10 protein-coding genes are annotated in these 17,863 nt (G+C 55.2%); 9 read left to right on the plus strand and 1 reads right to left on the minus strand.

Going from position 1 to position 17,863, the window contains the following annotated elements; translation table 11 throughout:
* The first annotated feature begins 37 nt into the window (after positions 1-37).
* The 3 genes from KQX66_RS15080 (at position 38) to KQX66_RS37415 (ending at position 4,344) form a co-directional block, all read left to right on the plus strand.
* Entirely contained in the window at positions 38-1,021 is a 984-nt protein-coding gene (locus tag KQX66_RS15080) for a zinc-dependent alcohol dehydrogenase family protein (RefSeq protein ID WP_253957168.1), read from the plus strand.
* Between the two features lie 88 nt (positions 1,022-1,109).
* Entirely contained in the window at positions 1,110-3,167 is a 2,058-nt protein-coding gene (locus tag KQX66_RS15085) for a molybdopterin-containing oxidoreductase family protein (protein WP_216793666.1), read from the plus strand.
* Between the two features lie 166 nt (positions 3,168-3,333).
* A complete protein-coding gene (locus KQX66_RS37415) occupies positions 3,334-4,344 on the plus strand; it encodes a helix-turn-helix domain-containing protein (RefSeq protein ID WP_253957169.1) in 1,011 nt (336 codons plus the stop codon).
* A gap of 66 nt (positions 4,345-4,410) precedes the next feature.
* Here KQX66_RS37415 and KQX66_RS15095 read toward each other — a convergent pair whose 3' ends face one another.
* Entirely contained in the window at positions 4,411-4,704 is a 294-nt protein-coding gene (locus KQX66_RS15095; protein WP_216793667.1) for an RNA polymerase alpha subunit C-terminal domain-containing protein, read from the minus strand.
* A 199-nt stretch (positions 4,705-4,903) separates the two neighbouring features.
* Here KQX66_RS15095 and KQX66_RS15100 point away from each other — a divergent pair, with 199 nt between their 5' ends.
* The 6 genes from KQX66_RS15100 (at position 4,904) to KQX66_RS15125 (ending at position 17,853) form a co-directional block, all read left to right on the plus strand.
* Positions 4,904-5,533 carry an MptD family putative ECF transporter S component gene (locus KQX66_RS15100; protein WP_216793668.1) on the plus strand — a complete coding sequence of 210 codons (630 nt, stop codon included), beginning with the start codon at positions 4,904-4,906 and terminating at the stop codon, positions 5,531-5,533.
* A gap of 17 nt (positions 5,534-5,550) precedes the next feature.
* Complete coding sequence (locus KQX66_RS15105) at positions 5,551-6,234, plus strand: energy-coupling factor transporter transmembrane component T family protein (protein WP_216793669.1); 684 nt, start codon at positions 5,551-5,553, stop codon at positions 6,232-6,234.
* Positions 6,235-6,243: 9 nt separating this feature from the next.
* Positions 6,244-7,695, plus strand: coding sequence for an ABC transporter ATP-binding protein (locus KQX66_RS15110; RefSeq protein ID WP_216793670.1), 1,452 nt, complete (start codon positions 6,244-6,246; stop codon positions 7,693-7,695).
* On the plus strand, positions 7,685-9,499 hold the full coding sequence (locus KQX66_RS15115; protein ID WP_216793671.1) for an ABC transporter ATP-binding protein: 1,815 nt from the start codon (positions 7,685-7,687) through the stop codon (positions 9,497-9,499). The genes KQX66_RS15110 and KQX66_RS15115 overlap by 11 nt, the downstream gene beginning before the upstream one ends.
* Positions 9,499-11,232: an ABC transporter ATP-binding protein gene (locus KQX66_RS15120; RefSeq protein ID WP_216793762.1), complete on the plus strand. Its 1,734-nt coding sequence runs from the start codon at positions 9,499-9,501 to the stop codon at positions 11,230-11,232. The genes KQX66_RS15115 and KQX66_RS15120 overlap by 1 nt, the downstream gene beginning before the upstream one ends.
* Before the next feature lie 354 nt (positions 11,233-11,586).
* Positions 11,587-17,853, plus strand: a complete 6,267-nt coding sequence (locus KQX66_RS15125; RefSeq protein ID WP_216793672.1) for a glycosyl hydrolase family 8 — start codon at positions 11,587-11,589, stop codon at positions 17,851-17,853.
* The last annotated feature ends 10 nt before the right edge of the window (positions 17,854-17,863 follow it).

A 17,863-nucleotide genomic window follows, 5' to 3' on the forward strand; every position in this document is an offset into this window, starting at 1 on the left:
TCAGGTTGTATTTAAAAGAACAGGGGTAGTAGCTTTCATGGAAGCCAATGTGGTTCGTTATTACCGTTTCGGCGAGCCTGGCGAGGTGCTGCAGATCGAAACGAAGGCGCCGGTTGTGCCAGGACCGGGGGAAATCTCCGTCAAAATGCGGGCACGGACCATCAATCCGTCGGATGTGATCCCGATTCGGGGGGCGTATCCTCACCGGATTACGCTGCCCGCAGTCCCGGGTTACGAGGGGGTAGGGGTTGTAGAAGCCGTAGGGCCGGGAGTTCCGAAGCAAATGTTAGGAAAGCGCGTACTGCCTTTGCAAGGCGACGGTACGTGGCAGGACTATGTGACTATCTCTGCCAAGTACGCTGTTCCCGTCCCGGAAGACATTGACGACGATACGGCTTGTCAGCTTTACATTAACCCGGTGACCGCTTGGTTGATTTGCCGCGAGGCTCTCCGGTTAACGCACGGGGATGTGTTGGTTGTCAATGCGGCGGGCTCCGCCATCGGGAGAATTTTTGCCCAATTGTCATCTATTTTCGGATACCGGATGATTGCGCTGACGCGCAGCGACCGCCATACCTCCGAGCTGCTGCGTCTTGGGGCAGCCTATGTGTTTAATGGGGCGGAAGACTCCGTCCGGGAGCGAATTCTAGAAGCTACGGCAGGCCAAGGCGCCACGGCGGCCATCGACAGTATCGGGGGACCCGAAGGCGAAAAGCTGGTGCGCTGTGTGAAAACAGACGGAACGATCTTGAGCATCGGGCTGCTTTCAGGTATTCCGGCCCTGTGGCATGAAGCGGCTCGGGGAACGCAGGTCCGTGTCAAGCCGTTCTATCTCCGGCAATGGGTGCGGAATTCATCGCAGGAGGAATGGGCGGCGGTTTTTGAACACGTGCTGCGTCTCGTGCAGGAGAAAAAGCTGGCGATGATGCAGATCGGCGCCAAATTTGAATTGACGGACGTCAAAAGGGCGATCCTTGCCGCGGAATCGGGGATCCAAGGAAAAGTTCTATTATTGAGCTAATAAAACCTTCTGCACCGGATGCGGCAGGAGATGAACGCGGAATGGAGAAAATGGTAAGAAAGAAGTTGATTCGCTAGGAGGCAAGGCAATGAACTCGATAGGGGATAAAACGAGAGAAATCGTGCGGGGCGTCTGCTCATTGGATTGTCCCGATCAGTGCGGCTTGCTGCTGCACAAAGAAGCGGGACGAATCGTGAAGGTGGAGGGAGATCCGTCGCATCCGATGACGCAGGGCGCCATATGCAATAAAGTGCGCCATATGGCCGAGCGGCTGTATGACCCGGCCCGTCTTCGCTATCCAATGAAACGAACGGGAAAGAAGGGAGATGGCGCATTCGAGCGTATCTCGTGGGAGGAAGCGATCGAGACGATCGTATCCAAGTGGAAGACGCTTAGCGCGACGGAAGGGGCGGAAAGCATCCTGCCGTACAGCTTTTACGGGAATATGGGGAGAATCGGAGCGGAAGGCATGGACCGGCGCTTCTTTCACCGGATGGGAGCCAGCCGGCTTGAGCAGACGATATGCGAAGCCGCGGGAACGGAAGGATACCGCTATACGATGGGCGGCAGCTACGGAACGTCCCCGGAGGATACGGTTCACGCCAAGCTGATTGTGATGTGGGGCATCAATGCGGTAAGCACCAACCTGCACCAAATCGTGCTTGCGGAGAAGGCGCGCAAGAACGGGGCCCGTATCGTGGCGATCGACGTTCACCGCAACCGGACGGCCAAATGGGCGGACTGGTTCATTCCGGTTCGCCCGGGAACGGATGCCGCTCTTGCGCTTGGCCTGATGCATATTTTGTTCGAAGAGGGCTTGACGGACGAAACGTTCTTACAAACGTATACGGTCGGACACGAAAAGCTCCGTCAGCATGTGAAGTCGTATGACCCGGAATTCGTATCCTCCGTTACGGGCGTGTCTGTGGAAGACATTTATGAGCTTGCCCGGTTATACGGTCGTACGACTCCGTCCTTCATTCGGATCGGCAACGGGATTCAGCACCATGACAACGGAGGGATGTGCGTTCGCACGATCGCCTGTCTTCCGGCGCTGACAGGCCAATGGATGCATCGCGGCGGCGGGGCGATCAAAGGTAACGGCAGCTATTTGGAATTCAATAAAGCGGCCCTGCAGCGTCCGCAATTGCGCAAGCAGCCGGTCCGCTCCGTCAATATGAATCTGCTGGGGAATGCGCTGCTGGAGCTTGATCCGCCGATCCGTTCACTGTACGTGTACAATTCGAATCCGGCGGTCGTTGCTCCGCATGCCGGCAAAGTACGGCAAGGGCTGATGCGCGAAGATTTGTTCACGGTGGTACACGACTTGTTTCTTACGGAGACGGCGCGGTACGCCGATCTGGTGCTTCCGGCGACGTCTTCCTTTGAGAACCATGATATTTACCGTTCCTACTGGCATCATTACGTCCAGATTCAACAGCCGGCCATTGAGCCTTACGGCGAAAGCAAGTCCAATCCGGACGTCTTCCGGCTGCTGGCCCAAGGCATGGGCTTCGAGGAAGAAGCTTTGCGCGATTCGGACGAGGACATGATCCGGCAGGCGCTGAACAATCCGGTCAATCCGAATCTGGAAGGCATTACGTATGAGCGCCTTTTGGAGGAACAGTACGTGAGAGCCAACGTCCGGCCGCTATTTCCGGGCAAGCTGCCTACGCCGAGCGGAAAGATCGAGCTCTATTCCAGGGCGATGGAGCTGAAAGGCCTTCCGCCCCTGCCTACGTACACGCCGCTACCGACGGACGAGGATGAAGAGTTACCGTTCCAATTTATCCCGGCGCCCAATCATAATTACTTAAACTCGACGTTCTCGCATAATGCAAAGCATGTCCGGCTGGAAGGCGGCGAGCCGAAGCTCTACATGCATGCGGAAGACGCCGAGAGCTTGGGAATCCGGAGCGGCGAACGTGTCCGGGTATGGAACTCGCGCGGCTCGTGCGAACTGACCGCGTCGGTGGGCGACGACGTCGTTCCCGGCACCGTCGTCAGCCAGGGCTTATGGGCGGATGCGGAAGGAAGCAGCCGTCTGGTGAATGCTCTGACCCCGGACCGGCTGGCGGATATGGGCGGCGGGGCCGTCTTTTTCTCGGGACGGGTACAGGTGGAGAAGCTGGAGAGCGCCAGCTAATCGAGAAACTCAGATATCCCTGGAAGAAGCCATAGTGCTTCCTCCGGGGATATTTTTTTAATCTCAATAGACAATGATAATCATTATCAATTAAAATAAAGGCAGCTGCGTTTGTTATCCGGTTGCAGTTGATAGTTTGGTAAAGTGCGGAGGGGAGAAATAGAAGATGTCAGAGCCTGGATTGACAAGTCAGGACGAGATGGATTCCTTCGTAATTGAGAGGTCCTCGATTCGCGAAGGATTTAAGCGCATAGAAGAATCCGGGAAATGCGAATATGTGCTTTCCGAAGGGACAGGCCAAGGCTACGCCAGATTAATCTCTTCCGTGAACAGGGTGCATATCACGGATTTCGAAATGACGTTCCACCGGAAGATGGAGATCGAATCGGTATCCAACGCCGCCTTTGTCGATCTGTTTTTTTGTTTGGGCGAGGGCGCCGAGTGGAATGTGCAGGGGAGGATAGAGCGGTTTGATTTCGAAACGGACGAGAGCTTTTTGCTGAGCAATGCCAAAGGCAAGGAACGATGCGAGATTGAACCCGGAAAAAAATACCGGTTCATGGGGGTCAAGCTTCATCCAATGACGTTTCAGACCATCCTGAAAAACATTTTTAAAGAAGAGGATTATGCCCCGAAGGGAAACCTCCGTGAGATTTTCGGGAAATATCCGATGACTCCGGCGGTCAAGGTCATTCTCCAGCAGATCCGGAACTGCCCGTACGAGAAATCACTGAGAAACGTCTATATGGAAGGGAAGATTCTTGAGCTTATGGCTACCTATGTTGGGGAGGCTGTCTTGCAAAACGGGATAACGCATGGCTCTGTGAATCTTTCCAAGCAGGATATGATCAGCATCGGCAAAGCGAAGGAAATATTGGATCACAATATTGCCGCTTCCGTATCGTTGAACGAGCTGTCGAAGCTGGTGTGTTTGAACGAATACAAGCTGAAGAAGGGCTTTAAAGAAATGTTCGGACAATCGGTTCATGCGTACGTGATCGATCAACGGTTGGAGAAAGCCCGCCTCCTGTTTGAAGAAAAAGGGATGTCGGTTAGCGATGCCGCATTTCAGGTCGGCTATGGAAATTTGAGCTTTTTTACGTTATCGTTCCGCAAGAAATTCGGGGTGAATCCGGGAGACTATTTGCGTCATGTCGTTAAGTACAGCATGAACTGAATAGGGTGAGTGTGACTGTCGGCAAATGCCGGCAGTTTTTTTTAATTCTGGCTGTTAGAACGTTGTTTAGTTTTTGAACGATAACCCATTTTCCTGCAAAGCCGTTCTAAGTTTAGGTAAAGATGCCGGTCCCATCCCGTGAAATTGCAAAATCTCTTTTTCGCTATATTGTGAGAGCTGCTGCAACGAAGTAATTCCATGGTGTTCCAATGCTCGTCTCGCCGGTGCCGAGAGTAGCGAAAGAAATCCGTTGTCGGGTTTGCGTTCTTGATCACAGATCGGGCAGGAAGGACAATCGCTGCTTTTATAGTATTGGTGGCCATTGCTGCAAGTTCTTAAAGTTTTTTTCGAAGCTGCCATTTTGCATCTCTCCCTATTCCTAAGGATTATTCCCTCTAATTATAGAACGAATGTTCGTGAATATCAAATATAAAAAATCCGGTTTCTGTTGATTTTGCTCCGAAAAGTGTTAGCCGTGCCCGCAAGATTTCTGCATACTTTGCTAAGAGAGAATGATTCTCAATTAGCTTATCGTACAATCGGGAGGAGACTACAAAGTATGCAAGAGTCAACTGTTCAAAAACGAGGTGCGGCGGAGTATCGTTGGAGCATTAAGGACGTCGTCACCTGCGTGATTTTTAACATCGTCATTATGATCGTCATGACGGCTGTGTCCATGAGCGCTTCGATGTTTTTCACACCGGCGTTTGCCCATCTCGCAGGCCCGGGCATCATGGCTCTGCTATGCGGCCCTCTTTATATGGTGATGGCAGGGAAAATCTCCAAACGCGGGGTGCTCATAGGGACTTCGGTCATTTCCGTCCTGCTGTTTCTGGCGATGGGGCTTATCAATATGCTTTTTTTGCTCGGTTTCGGGATCATCGCCGAACTTGTCATGGCCGGCAGGAACAGCTATCGCGATTGGAAGCGCAATGCCGCCGGGTACAGCATCTTTTTTGCAGGCTTTGCGTTGTGCGCCGTGATTCCCCTGTTCTTGTTCAAGCAGAAAATGATCGAGATTTATTCGGCGAGCTATTCGCAGGAAGCGATGGATACGATGTTTTATTACTACGAAACTCCCAGCATGATAGCTGTGATGGTCACGCTCGCCATAGCAGGTTCGGTGCTTGGCTGCTATTTCGGGAATAAATTCCTGAACCGGCATGTCAAGAAAGCGAAGCTGGTCTAGCGGCAGGAGGGTCGAACTTGAGCATCAAGGTAAGGCTGGACCCGCGTACGCATTTGCTTATTTTGCCGTTAATGAGCATATTGACCCTGGTTGCGGGCTCTTCCGCTCAAACCATGGCGATCATTGTGCTCGGTATGCTCTATTTGCTGGCTCTCGGGCTGCCGAAAAAGGCTTTGCAATACGGGCTCCTGTTTGTTTGCTGCAAAGTTGCCATCTTTGCTCTAAGCGGCATCGTGTTCGGAACTTTCGTTATTGTTTTTTATACGTTAAGTCGGATGATCCCTTTGATGATGATCGCTTCCGCGCTTCTGGCCTCATCGCCAAGCGCTATCATGTGCGCCTTTGAACGGATGCGCATGCCGAAAAACCTGATTATTACCATTTGCATTCTCACCCGTTTTTTTCCGGTCATTATGCAGGAGATGGCCGCGATTCGCAGCGGTATGCGCGCCAGGGGCATTTTCAAGCGCTGGTACAGCGTGCTGCAAAAGCCTGCACTGGCTTACGAATGCTTTTTGATGCCACTGGTTGTGCGCTGCCTGAAGCTGTCCTCCGAGCTGGCCGCGTCGGCCGTGCTTCGCGGCATCGAGTGTACCGTGGTCCGAAGCAGCGTGCATCCGATAGGACTTCGGGCGGCAGACGGGATCGCGATGCTGTTGTTTGTCGTACTGGCAACTGGAATCTATGTGATGGTGCAGTAGGAGGACAGGATGATTGAGCTGACAGCTGCTGGCTTTACCTATGAAAGCGAGTTTGAGGACCACGATGAGACGGAGGGCGTATCCGACCTACATCTGTCGGTTGGAGCCGGGGAATGCGTCGTGCTTTGCGGCCGCTCCGGCTGCGGAAAAAGCACCGTTTTGCGCATGATCAACGGTCTTGCTCCCCAATTTTATCCGGGGAAGCTGACGGGCACGGTGCAGGTGTCAGGCAAGCCCGTCGCCTCCTTTCTCCCGGAGGAAAAAACAAGGCTTACCGGCTCGGTATTTCAGGACCCGCGCAGCCAGTTCTTTATGTCGCTTGTGGGCGACGAGCTCGCTTTCTCGGGAGAAAATTTGGGGCTTGCGCCTGCCGAAATCCGCCATGGCGTCCAAGCTGCAGCGGATCGCATGGGAATAGCGCATTTGCTGGATCGTCCCTTGGATCAGCTCTCAAGCGGGCAAAAGCAGAAGGTCGCCATTGCCGCGGCTACGATGCTGTCTCCGAATCTGCTGATCCTGGATGAGCCGAGCGCCAATCTGGATGAGAAAGCGACTTCCGAGCTGGTGGAGACCCTATTGCAGCTGAAGCGCTCCGGAACGACGCTGATTTTGAGCGAGCATCGGCTGCACGCTTTCTTGGAGGTGGCGGACCGTTACGTGCTGATGGATCAAGGAACCGTTGCTCGAACGTGGAAGAAGGACGAATTTGCGGCACTTCGTTACGAGGACGTGAAGCCGTACGGGCTGCGCCATCCGGATATGGAGATGGCCGGGATCAACCTGCCTTCGGACGGGTTACCCGCCGCCGCTTCTACACAGGGCTGGGAGGGACGGTCGTTGACTTATGTTCATCGTTCGTCGTCACATGGCCTTAAAGGGATCGATATTGATCTGAAGCCGGGCAGCGTGACCGCGCTGACGGGGGAGAACGGCGTTGGAAAGACGACGCTGTGTAAAGTGCTCTGCGGCCTCCTGCGGCAGCAGGGCGGAGAGGTGTATTACGCCGGGAAAAAACGTTCGGCAGCCGGGAGACGCAGCTTGAGCTACTTAGTGATGCAGGATGCGGACTACCAGCTCTATGCGGACAGCGTGGGCAATGAACTGGTGTTGGGCAGGCGTCTGGACGATGCGCTCCGCTTAAGGGCTTATGAAGCGATGGACGCATTCGGCCTGAGGGCGCTTCGGGACCGGCATCCCGCGTCCCTGTCCGGCGGAGAGAAGCAGCGGGTCACCATCGCCGCGGCTTACTGCTCGGACACGGAGCTGATCGTGCTGGATGAGCCGACCAGCGGGCTCGACGGCGACGGTGTCCTGAATGTGGCCGCATGGTCCAGGAAGCTTGCGCAGGCAGGCAAAACCGTTGTCATCATCACGCATGATCGCATTCTGACGAAGCTGGCCTGCGATCATGTGCTGGAATTGAAAAACGAACCCGAAGGAATGAGAAGGATTGAACCGTAAACCGAAAAAAGGCATTCCAAGGCTGTTGGAGCTTGCGGGCGAGAAAAAGTCGCTGCTCCTATGGTCGGGGATCATGTCTACCGCAAGCGTATTTTTCATGCTGGTTCCGTACGTCTCGGTCTATTTCGTGACGGCCGAGCTTCTAAGACATGCTTCGGACTTATCGTCTGTAGATGCCGCCTATCTCACACGATGGGCCGTCTGGGGCGCAGCGGGGATGGCGCTCGGTTATGTCTTTATGTATATCGGCGGGATGTGCTCGCACGTTGCCGCATTCCGCATCCTGTACGGCATCCGGGTCAAGCTGTCGGATCATATCGGGGCGCTGCCTCTCGGCTACTTTAATAAACACGCAACGGGGAAAATCAAGAAAGTGGTCGAGCACGATGTGGAAAAAATCGAGCGTTTTATCGCGCATCAATTGCCCGATCTCATTAATACCGCCGTCATGATCGCGGCCATCATGGTCACGATGTTTTCGCTCAATGTCTGGTATGCCTTGGCTTGCGTCATTCCGATCCTGATCGGCTTTGCCTGCCAATACTCCATGATGGCGGGCCAAAAAGCGCAAGCGGGGCTGAAGGAATATTTCGACGCGCTGGAAAATATTAATGCTTCCTCCATCCAGTATGTGCGGGGCATGCCTTCCATCAAAATTTTCGGACAGACGGTCCGCTCGTTCCGGAAGTTTTATGACGACATGCTCCGTTACCGCGATTTCAGCGTCAAATATACCGACAGCTTTCAAAATGGCTATGTCTCCTTTAAAGTCATGATGTTATCGCTGGCCACGTTTGTCCTGCCTGTCGGACTGTTCTTCATTGGCGGAGATCCCGATCATATGGCCTTTGCCGTCACGCTAATGTTTTTTCTCGTGCTCGCGCCGGGCATTTCTACGCCGATGTTCAAGCTCGGCAGCTTTGCGTCGACTTTGACCGTCATCGTCGAAGGGGTCAGCCGCATCGACCAAATCTTCCAGGAAAAGGCCGTCGAGGACCCGGAATCCGGGCAAAAGCCTTCCTCGTATGACATCGGGTTCCGCGAGGTGTCTTTTTCTTACGGCGTCGAGGGCGGCACAGAGGTGCTGAAAAGCATTTCGTTTACCGCACCGCAAGGAAAAATCACGGCGCTGGTCGGTCCCTCCGGCTCCGGCAAATCGACCATTGCCCAATTAATCCCCCGGTTTTGGGATGTGCAGAAGGGCCGCGTTACCATCGGCGGTATGGATATTCGGGATATGAGATCGACCGAGCTGATGGAGTGCCTGTCCTTTGTGTTCCAGGATACGTTCCTGTTTTCGGACACCCTTTACAATAATATTTTGGCGGGCAGACCGACGGCGACCAAAGAGGAAGTGTACGCAGCGGCAAGAGCTGCCCAGTGTCACGAGTTTATCGAACGGTTGCCCAAGGGCTACGACACGCTGATCGGTGAGGGCGGGGTATACCTTTCGGGCGGCGAAGAACAGCGGGTATCCGTCGCAAGAGCGATATTGAAAAATTCGCCTATCCTGATACTGGATGAGGCTACGGCTTACGCCGATCCGGAAAACGAATATCACATGCAGCTGGCGCTGCGCGAGCTCGTCAAGGGCAAAACGGTGCTGATCATTGCCCATCGTCTGACAACGATCTGCGAGGCGGACCAGATCATTGTGCTGAAGGAAGGACAAATCGACGATACGGGCACCCATGACGAGCTTCTTGCCCGCGGCGGCTTATACAAAAGAATGTGGGACGCCCATACCGCTTCCGCCTATTGGGAAATGGATCTTCGACAGGAAGAGGAGGTGCTGGAGCGATGATGAACGACCTTCGCCATATTACGGCAGGCCACCCCGGGAAAATGCTGAAGCCGATCCTTTGGACGGTGTTCGCCAATCTGGTCAATCTGTTTCCGTTCGGGTGCGTGGCCGCGGCGGTGAGCATGATTTACGCCTATTATTCCAAGGAGCAGCCTGCTTTGGATGTCCAGAGCTTGTGGTTTGCCTGGGGAGGTATGGTTCTGTTCCTTGTCGTGTTGTTTGTCGGCGAGCTGATGGCATACCGGTCCACTTACCGCGGGGCGTACGAGTCGTCTGCCGAAGGCAGGGCCCAGGTGGCCGAGCATTTGCGCAAGCTCCCGCTCGGTTTCCTCTTAAGCAAAGATTCCGGCGAGCTGGGGCATACGATAATGAACGATTTTGCCCAGACGGAAAATGCCGCGACGCACAGCTTGCCCCAAGTTGTCAGCGGCGCCATAATTCCCGTTCTGGCGTTTGCGGGGCTGCTCTTTGTGGACTGGCGGCTGGCTGCGGCCATGCTTGCGGGATTTCCGGTATCGATGTTGATTCTGTGGGGAGTTTCCCGTCTGGAACGCAAGCTCGGCAAGAGCCATTCGCAAGCGAGAATCGATCAGGCCAATCGTTTGCAGGAATACCTGCTCGGCATGAAAATCATCAAGGCCTACAACCTGCGCGGCAAAAACTTCCAAAGACTGGAGCAGGCTTTTTCCCGGTATCGGAAAGAAAGCATCAAGCTGGAAGGGGGGCTCGGTCCCTTTTTCCTGGTCGCGATTGCGTTTATGGAAGCAGGCTTGTCCTTGATGACGATGGCAGGCGTTTATCTTATCTTGGGCGGCGCAATCACGGTGCCTTTGTTCGCGACGTTTTTGCTGGTGGGCACCCGCGTGTTCGATCCGTTGTCGGCTGCGATTATGCGCCTGCCTGCATTTAAATACGATGTCATGGCAGGGGAGCGTATCGTGAATTTGCTGGAGCAGCCTGTTATGTCGGGGGAGAAGGAGCCGCCGGAGGATCATGATATCCGGTTGGAGAACGTATCCTTCGGTTATGGCGAAAGGTTGGTTCTGGATAACGTTTCCATGGAAATGAGGAAAGGGACGCTTACGGCCATCGTCGGCCCTTCGGGAAGCGGGAAGAGCACGCTGCTGCGCCTTATTGCACGGTTTTACGACCCGCAGCAAGGGAAAGTACTGTTCGGCGGCAGCGACGAACGCGAGATGGACCCGGAAAAGCTCATGAAAAAAATGTCCATGGTGTTTCAGGACGTGTACTTGTTCCAGGACACGATCCGCAACAATATCCGCTACGGACGGGAGGCCGCCACCCAGGAGGAGATTGAGGTGGCGGCCAAGGAGGCCTGTTGCGAGTTCATCATGAAGCTGCCGCTCGGGTATGACACGATGGTCGGCGAGGGCGGATCCACCTTGTCGGGAGGCGAGAAGCAGCGCATTTCCATTGCGCGCGCAATGCTCAAGAATGCCCCGGTTATTTTGCTGGACGAGGCCACTTCCTCGCTCGACCCGGAAAATGAGCTGGACATGCAGAAGGCGATCGGCCGCCTGATTAAGGGGCGTACGGTCATCCTCATCGCCCACCGGCTGAAAACTGTTGTTAAAGCAGACCGCATCATTGTGCTGGACAAAGGCAGAGTCGTGGAACAGGGGCGACATGAGGAACTGCTGGAAAACGGCGGTCTATACGCCAAGCTGTGGGAGTTGCAGAACAAAACAAGCGGCTGGAGGATTACAGCATAAGCATTGCGATATCTAAAGTCTGTCCCAAGATAGGGGCAGGCTTCTTTTGTATGCAGCGGGTTGCCTTTACAAATTCCTTAGAAATATTTAGGCGAAAATGGTTGACATCGATTGGGAAATCAAATATATTCTGGGGGCTAGGATCTTCGGCTTTGAAGTTTATAGCGTTTTTATTTTGGATGAAAATATAAACGCTTTAATTTTCAAAGAGGGGATGACTTCGAATGAAAGCGCATAATATCGAGGGAGGAGGACAGAGAACGGCAGTCCATAGCCGGATGAAGACCGAAGAGGACATGCAAGGCCATGCAGTAAGCTGTATTCCAACTTCATGTAAGAAAGGATGCCTTCACAATGAACAACCATGCAAGAAGAATCGGAAACCGCATGCTTTCGCTCTTATTGACTCTTGTCCTGTTAACGCTCCAATTTGCGGGTGCTGTATCCGCTGACGATTCGCCGGTTTCAACTACCTTGGCGGAATGGAAATATAGCGCGAATCCTGCCGATCAGAGCGTGTTCGCTGCAACTTACGGCGTCTACAAGGGCAGCTCCGCCCTTCAGGCCGTTCCTGCCAGGGCAACGGACACCTTCGGTTGGGACGATAGCCTCCGAGCGATCCGCTATCAAGGCTGGCACGAAGAGACGGGGAAGGAAAAATATTGGCTCGCAACCGTCTCGACGAAGGACTTCCAGCAGATCACGCTATCTTCCGAGCAGCAAGGCAGGGGCTCGACCGGCCCGCGCGATTTTCGGGTGCAATTCAGCACGGACGGGCAGCAGTGGACCAATCTGACGGGTGACGGCACAGGCTTGCCCGATCTCGTCATGAATAAGGACACGGCCACGCGGTTAACCGATGTGCCTCTGCCGGGTGTCGCGAACGATCGGGAGCGCCTGTACATACGCTGGCTTGTCGTTTCGAATGTGAGCACAAGCGGGACGGCCATCGGGGAATCCGGCTCCAGCCAGCTCATCAGCGTCGCGGTCAAAGGGGTTCGCAAGGGCTCGACCTCCGACGTGACGGCACCGACTGTGCCGGCAGGACTTAACGGGCAAGCGATCTCCGATACGTCGATCCGGCTGACATGGACGGCCTCTACAGACAATGTCGGAGTCGCAGGCTACAACATTTACCGCGAAGGCGTAAAAGTCGGCACGGCGGTAGCCGCATCCTACGAAGACACCGGTCTTGCGGCGGCGAAGACGTATACGTACCATGTGACGGCTTACGATTGGGCAGGCAATGAATCGGGCATGAGCAACCAGATCGCAGCAGCGACTCTTCCGGTGGCTTCCCGTCAAAAGGTCGCGGAATGGACCTTCGCGGGCGCCGGATCCGACGGCGTGTGGCCGGCCACGGACGGCGCCTACAAGTCGGCGTCGACGTTTCGCAATATCGGCGGCGTATTCGAGGCCTACGACAGCGACAAACAAGCGATCAGCTATCAAGGCTGGGACAACGGCAGCGGCAGCAAATATTGGCTGGCGACCGTCTCGACAAAAGGATTCGAGCAGATTACGCTGTCCTCGCAGCAAAACTCCTCGGGCTCGGGACCGCGCGATTTCAAGGTGCAGATCAGCACGGATAAGCGAAACTGGACGGACGTGCCGAATACGGACCTGACGATGGTCACCTCCAGCTTCAATTGCGCGAACCAGTCGTGCAAGCTGATCGATACGCCTCTTTCGGCGGAAGCGGACAATCGGGATATTCTGTATATCCGCTGGATTGTCCGTTCGGATACGAATACGAAAGGCTCCTCGGGCATCGGCGGCTCCGGCTCCAGCCGGATCAAGGATATCCGGGTATCGGGCAAACGGATCGACGGCGCGCCGATTGTCATCCCGACGATCGATACGGCGGAGCTGCCCAAGGATGGCGTCGTTCAAGTGGCAGCGGCTGCCCCGGTGTCGGTGACCTTCAATAAGCCGATCGCGCTGAATCCCGGATATGAAGCGGCGATTGTCGACAATCACAACCGGACGCTTGCTCCGGTAACGCTTGAGATTGTGAATCAAGCCACGCTGAACATTCAGCATCCGAGTTTTGCTTACGGCAAGACGTACACGGTGAAGCTTCCGAAGGAGCTCATTCGTGGCAAGGACGACCAAGTCCCGCTCGCCCGGGATATCGTCTGGAGCTTTACGGTGCAGGATTCGCCTTACATGCCGAAGCTGATCAATATGACGTTTAACGGCGACCCCGGAACAAGTCAAGCGTTTGCCTGGTACACCGATGTGAAGACGGGAACGGTCATTCAGGTGGCCGAGGCCGACAAAGTGAAGGACGGCGTATTTCCGGAAGCCGTAGCCGTTGCTTATACAGGCAGCGCGGAGGAAATCGAGACTTTCATGAAGAAAAGCGACCGGGAAACCGGCCGGAAGACGAAATTTACGAGCCATAAAGCGGTCGCAGACGGGTTGAAGCCGGGAACCGCCTACAAGTTCCGCGTAGGCAACGGCGAGCCGGACGGCTGGAGCGCCGTCGGGTCGTTCAAGACGGATGCGGGCAAACAGGCGGGCTACCGTTTTATTGCCGGATCGGACTCGCAATCGTCCAGCAAATCGGGGTTCGAACCGTGGGGCGATACGTTCAGAAAAGCGATCGATCATATCGGCGATCCCAAATTTCTGATTAACGCCGGGGACCTGGTGGATAACGGAGATTTGGAGGAGCAATGGCAGTGGATGCTGGGAGCGGCGCAGAACGAGCTGCTGAATGTGCCTTTCGTCCCCGTGCTTGGCGGGCACGAGGTTCAGGACTGGGACGGAGACGAGACGACGCCGAACAACAACTTCTACAATCACTTCAACCTGCCGAAGCAGGAGGTGGAAGGTACTCACGAAGGGTCGGTCTACTCGTTCGAATACGGCGATGCGCTGTATCTGGTATTCAACTCCCAGTTTGTCGGCGGACTGGCGGAGAACGGAGTCGACGTGGAATGGGCCGATAAACAGTTTTGGGATCAAGTCGCGTGGATGAAGAACACGGTGGCGAAGAGCGACAAGAAATGGAAATTCGTCGCCTTCCACAAAGGCCCTTATTCGGCGGGTGACAACGCGGGCGAGTGGGAGGACGAACGGGTTCAATTTTACCGAAAGTATCTGATTCCCGCCTTCGACGAGATGGGCATCGACATGGTGTTCGAAGCGCACGATCACATGTATATGAGATCGTTCCAGATGTACAACGATAAAATCATTCCCGCAAACGAGCTGACGTTTGACCAGGAAGGCAATGCCGTGAATCCGAAAGGCACGGTTTACCTGATGTCCAATGCGTTCGGCAATAAATTTTACGAAAAGTATGTCGATAAGAACGGCGTTCCTTATGACGATTTTTTTGCAGCGGTCGACACCCAGCCGTTCAAAAAAATGTTTACTGACGTCTCCGTCTCGGATGAGGTGCTCAAGTTTACGGCCTACACGGCGGCGGTCGAAGACGAGAAGCCGGGGGATAACGGGGTGCAAGCCTACGACCGGTATGGCATTCGGAGAACGGACGGCAAGCCTGCGAAGGTGGAGGACGCCAAAGTTCAAGTCACCGGCAATCAAGCCGTCCTCACGTGGAAGGCTCCTGCCGCCAGCGCCGAGCCGGTTAGAGGCTTCCGGATCTATGAGAAGAACGACAAGGTCAACACGCATTGGAGCGTCTTTGTTCCGGCGGATGGAGCACAAGCGGAATACACCTATGCGGTTGCCGACATCAACCCCGCGAAAAAGTACGATTTCGTCGTGAAAGCGGTCGGTGCGAGAATCAATTCGGATGCGGTTGAAGTCAGCACGCAGGATGGACCGGTCGATTCCGATCCGCCTTCGGCGCCGACGAGCTTGACCGGGAACGCGGTTTCCGCTTTTCAAATTCAATTGAACTGGAAGGCGTCCGCCGGAAAAACGGATGCGGCAGGCTACAACATCTACCGTAACGGCGTCAAAGTCGGAACGACGACAGCAACCTCCTACAGCGATACGGGGTTAAAGCCCGCTACGAGCTACAGCTACGAAGTGAAGGCGTATAATGCGGAAACGATTGAGTCGTTGCCAAGCAACCGGATCGAAGTTGCAACCAAGCCTGCATCCTCCGGAGACGGACCGTTCAAGGCGTATCCGCAGCATACCGTGTATGCGGGCGATTCGATCAAGCCGAACCATGTGACGCAAGCTGAAATGGACGCAACGGTTAGCCGGCTTTACAAGGAATGGAAGGCAAAATATTTGAAGAAGAATCCTTACGATCCGACACAGTACTACGTATGGTATGCGGATGGGGATTGGTTTAAAGACAGGGAAATTACCGTCTCGGAGGCCCACGGGTACGGCATGCTGATCACCGCGCTGATGGCGGGACACGATCCGGAGGCAAAGACTTATTTTGACGGCATGTACCGGTATTTCCGGGCGCATCCGAGCGCGATTAACCCGCAGCTGATGGCATGGCAGCAGGCCGACAACGGCAGCGCCATCGTCGATATCAACGGCGCGGATTCCGCTACGGACGGGGATATGGATATCGCGTACGCGCTGCTGCTGGCGGACCGGCAGTGGGGAAGCGCGGGCGAAATCAACTATTTGGAGCAGGCCCGCAAGGTGATCGATGCGATCATGGAAAGCGAAGTCAACCGTACGGAGTGGACCTTGAAGCTCGCCGACTGGGCGAAGGACGAGGACCCGATGTACGGCAAAGCTTCCCGTCCTTCTGATTTCATGCTCCAGCATCTGAAGGATTTCCGGATCGTATCCGGAGATAGCCGTTGGGACAAAGTGATCGACCAGACGTACCGCATGATCCGGAGCGTGCATGAGAAGTACAGTCCGAATTCCGGACTGCTGCCTGATTTCGTCTTCAAGGATACGGACGGCCAATTCAAGCCGGTAAGCGAGAAGAAATGGGACACCGAGAGCGGCTATTTCCTGGAAGACGAGCATGACGGAGACTACAATTACAACGCTTCCCGGGTACCGTGGCGTCTTGGCACCGATTTCCTCTTGACCGGGGAGCGGCGGGCGAAAGAACAGCTTGGCCGGTTGAACAGCTGGATTCGCGCGAAAACCGGCGGCAAACCGGAGGGCATCAAGGCCGGCTATAAGCTGGACGGATCGACGGCGTTAGGCGATGATGCGGATCTTTCGTTCTCCGCTCCGTTTATGGTCAGCGCCATGACCGATTCGTCCAACCAGCAGTGGCTGAACGATTTATGGGATTACAATGCGGCCATACCGACGGAAGACGCGCTTTATTTCGGCAACAACCTCCGGCTGCTGAGCATGCTGGTCGTTTCCGGCAACTGGTGGACGCCGGCCATCATTGACACCGAAGCGCCGACGGAACCGACCATCGAGCGGGCCGAAGCGATATCCGGCTCGGCGATCGATCTGAAGTGGACGGGCGTGACGGATAACTTCGGGATTGCGGGCTACAAAATTTACCGCAACAATACGGAAATCCAGACGACGACGAAGACCGAATACCGGGACACCGGACTTTCGCCGAATACGACTTACCGTTACTTTGTGATGGCTTTCGATGCGGCGGGCAATTATTCGAAAATAAGCAATGTGCGAGTGGTGTCCACCTTAAGCGACGCCGGCTCCGATTCGGATTCGAGCGGGTCCGGCGGTTCAGGCGGAGGAAGCGGCGGCGGCTCAACGGCTGCTACTGACGGGAAGCTGTCGATCCCGGCAGGCGGCTCGGGCACCACAAGTTTGGGGAACGCGATAACCGTCACCGTACCGGCAGGAGCGGCCGATCAGGCGCTGACGCTGACCGTGGAAAAAGTGGCGGACCCGTCGAAGCTCCTTACCCAGCAAGAGACAAAGCTCAGTCCGGTGTTTGAACTGACGAAAAACATTACCGTCCCGTTCAAAAAGCCGGTCACGCTGACGATCGCCTTCGATCCGTCGCTGCTGCGGAGCAACCAGACCGCTGCCGTGTTCGCTTACGACGGTAAGAAGAAGCAGTGGACGAATATCGGGGGCACGGTCGACGGTTCCACGATCAAGGTGAACGTGGACGATGCGGGCATCTACGCGGTGTTCGCCGTCGATAAGAAAACCGTGGAAACGCCGGAGGAGCCGAAACCGGTATCGTTCACCGATACGACAGGGCATTGGGCGGAAGGCATTATCCGGCAAGCGGTGACAAGCGGTATCGTTACGGGATACCCGGACGGTTCCTTTAAACCGGATCATGTCGTCACCCGGGCCGAATTTGCCGTCATGCTGACTGGGACGATGAAGCTTGCGAAGGAGGGCGCCGCCCTTACGTTCGCCGACCGTTCCGAGATCGACGCCAGGGCGGAGAAAGCCGTAGCGCAGGCTGTCCAAGCGGGGATTGTTCAAGGCTACGAGGACGGCACGTTCCGTCCGAATGCGCAGATCACACGGGTTGAGATGGCCGTCATGATCGCTAATGCGCAGGGAGCTGCACGTCAAGCGGCCGGTTCGACCGGTTTTTCGGACGACGCCGACATCCCGGGATGGGCGAAAGCCGCCGTCGGGGCGATTCAAAAGCTTGGCTTGGTCGAAGGCCGGGAAGCTAACCGCTTCGCCCCGGACGCCAGCGCAACAAGAGCCGAAGCGGTCAAGGTGCTGCTGAAGCTGAAGCAATCCGGGAAGTAATTTTCAATAA

Source organism: Paenibacillus oleatilyticus (assembly GCF_018998565.1).
In the GTDB taxonomy this organism is placed as follows: Bacteria; Bacillota; Bacilli; order Paenibacillales; family NBRC-103111; genus Paenibacillus_G; species Paenibacillus_G oleatilyticus.

Excerpts from the sequence above, each read along its gene's own strand:
- KQX66_RS15080 (WP_253957168.1), top strand. The coding sequence starts at position 38 with ATGGAAGCCAATGTGGTTCGTTATTACCGTTTCGGCGAGCCTGGCGAG.
- KQX66_RS37415 (WP_253957169.1), top strand. The coding sequence starts at position 3,334 with ATGTCAGAGCCTGGATTGACAAGTCAGGACGAGATGGATTCCTTCGTA.
- KQX66_RS15120 (WP_216793762.1), top strand. The coding sequence starts at position 9,499 with ATGAACGACCTTCGCCATATTACGGCAGGCCACCCCGGGAAAATGCTG.
- KQX66_RS15125 (WP_216793672.1), top strand. The coding sequence starts at position 11,587 with ATGAACAACCATGCAAGAAGAATCGGAAACCGCATGCTTTCGCTCTTA.
- KQX66_RS15110 (WP_216793670.1), top strand. The coding sequence starts at position 6,244 with ATGATTGAGCTGACAGCTGCTGGCTTTACCTATGAAAGCGAGTTTGAG.
- KQX66_RS15095 (WP_216793667.1), bottom strand. The coding sequence starts at position 4,704 with ATGGCAGCTTCGAAAAAAACTTTAAGAACTTGCAGCAATGGCCACCAA.
- KQX66_RS15085 (WP_216793666.1), top strand. The coding sequence starts at position 1,110 with ATGAACTCGATAGGGGATAAAACGAGAGAAATCGTGCGGGGCGTCTGC.
- KQX66_RS15100 (WP_216793668.1), top strand. The coding sequence starts at position 4,904 with ATGCAAGAGTCAACTGTTCAAAAACGAGGTGCGGCGGAGTATCGTTGG.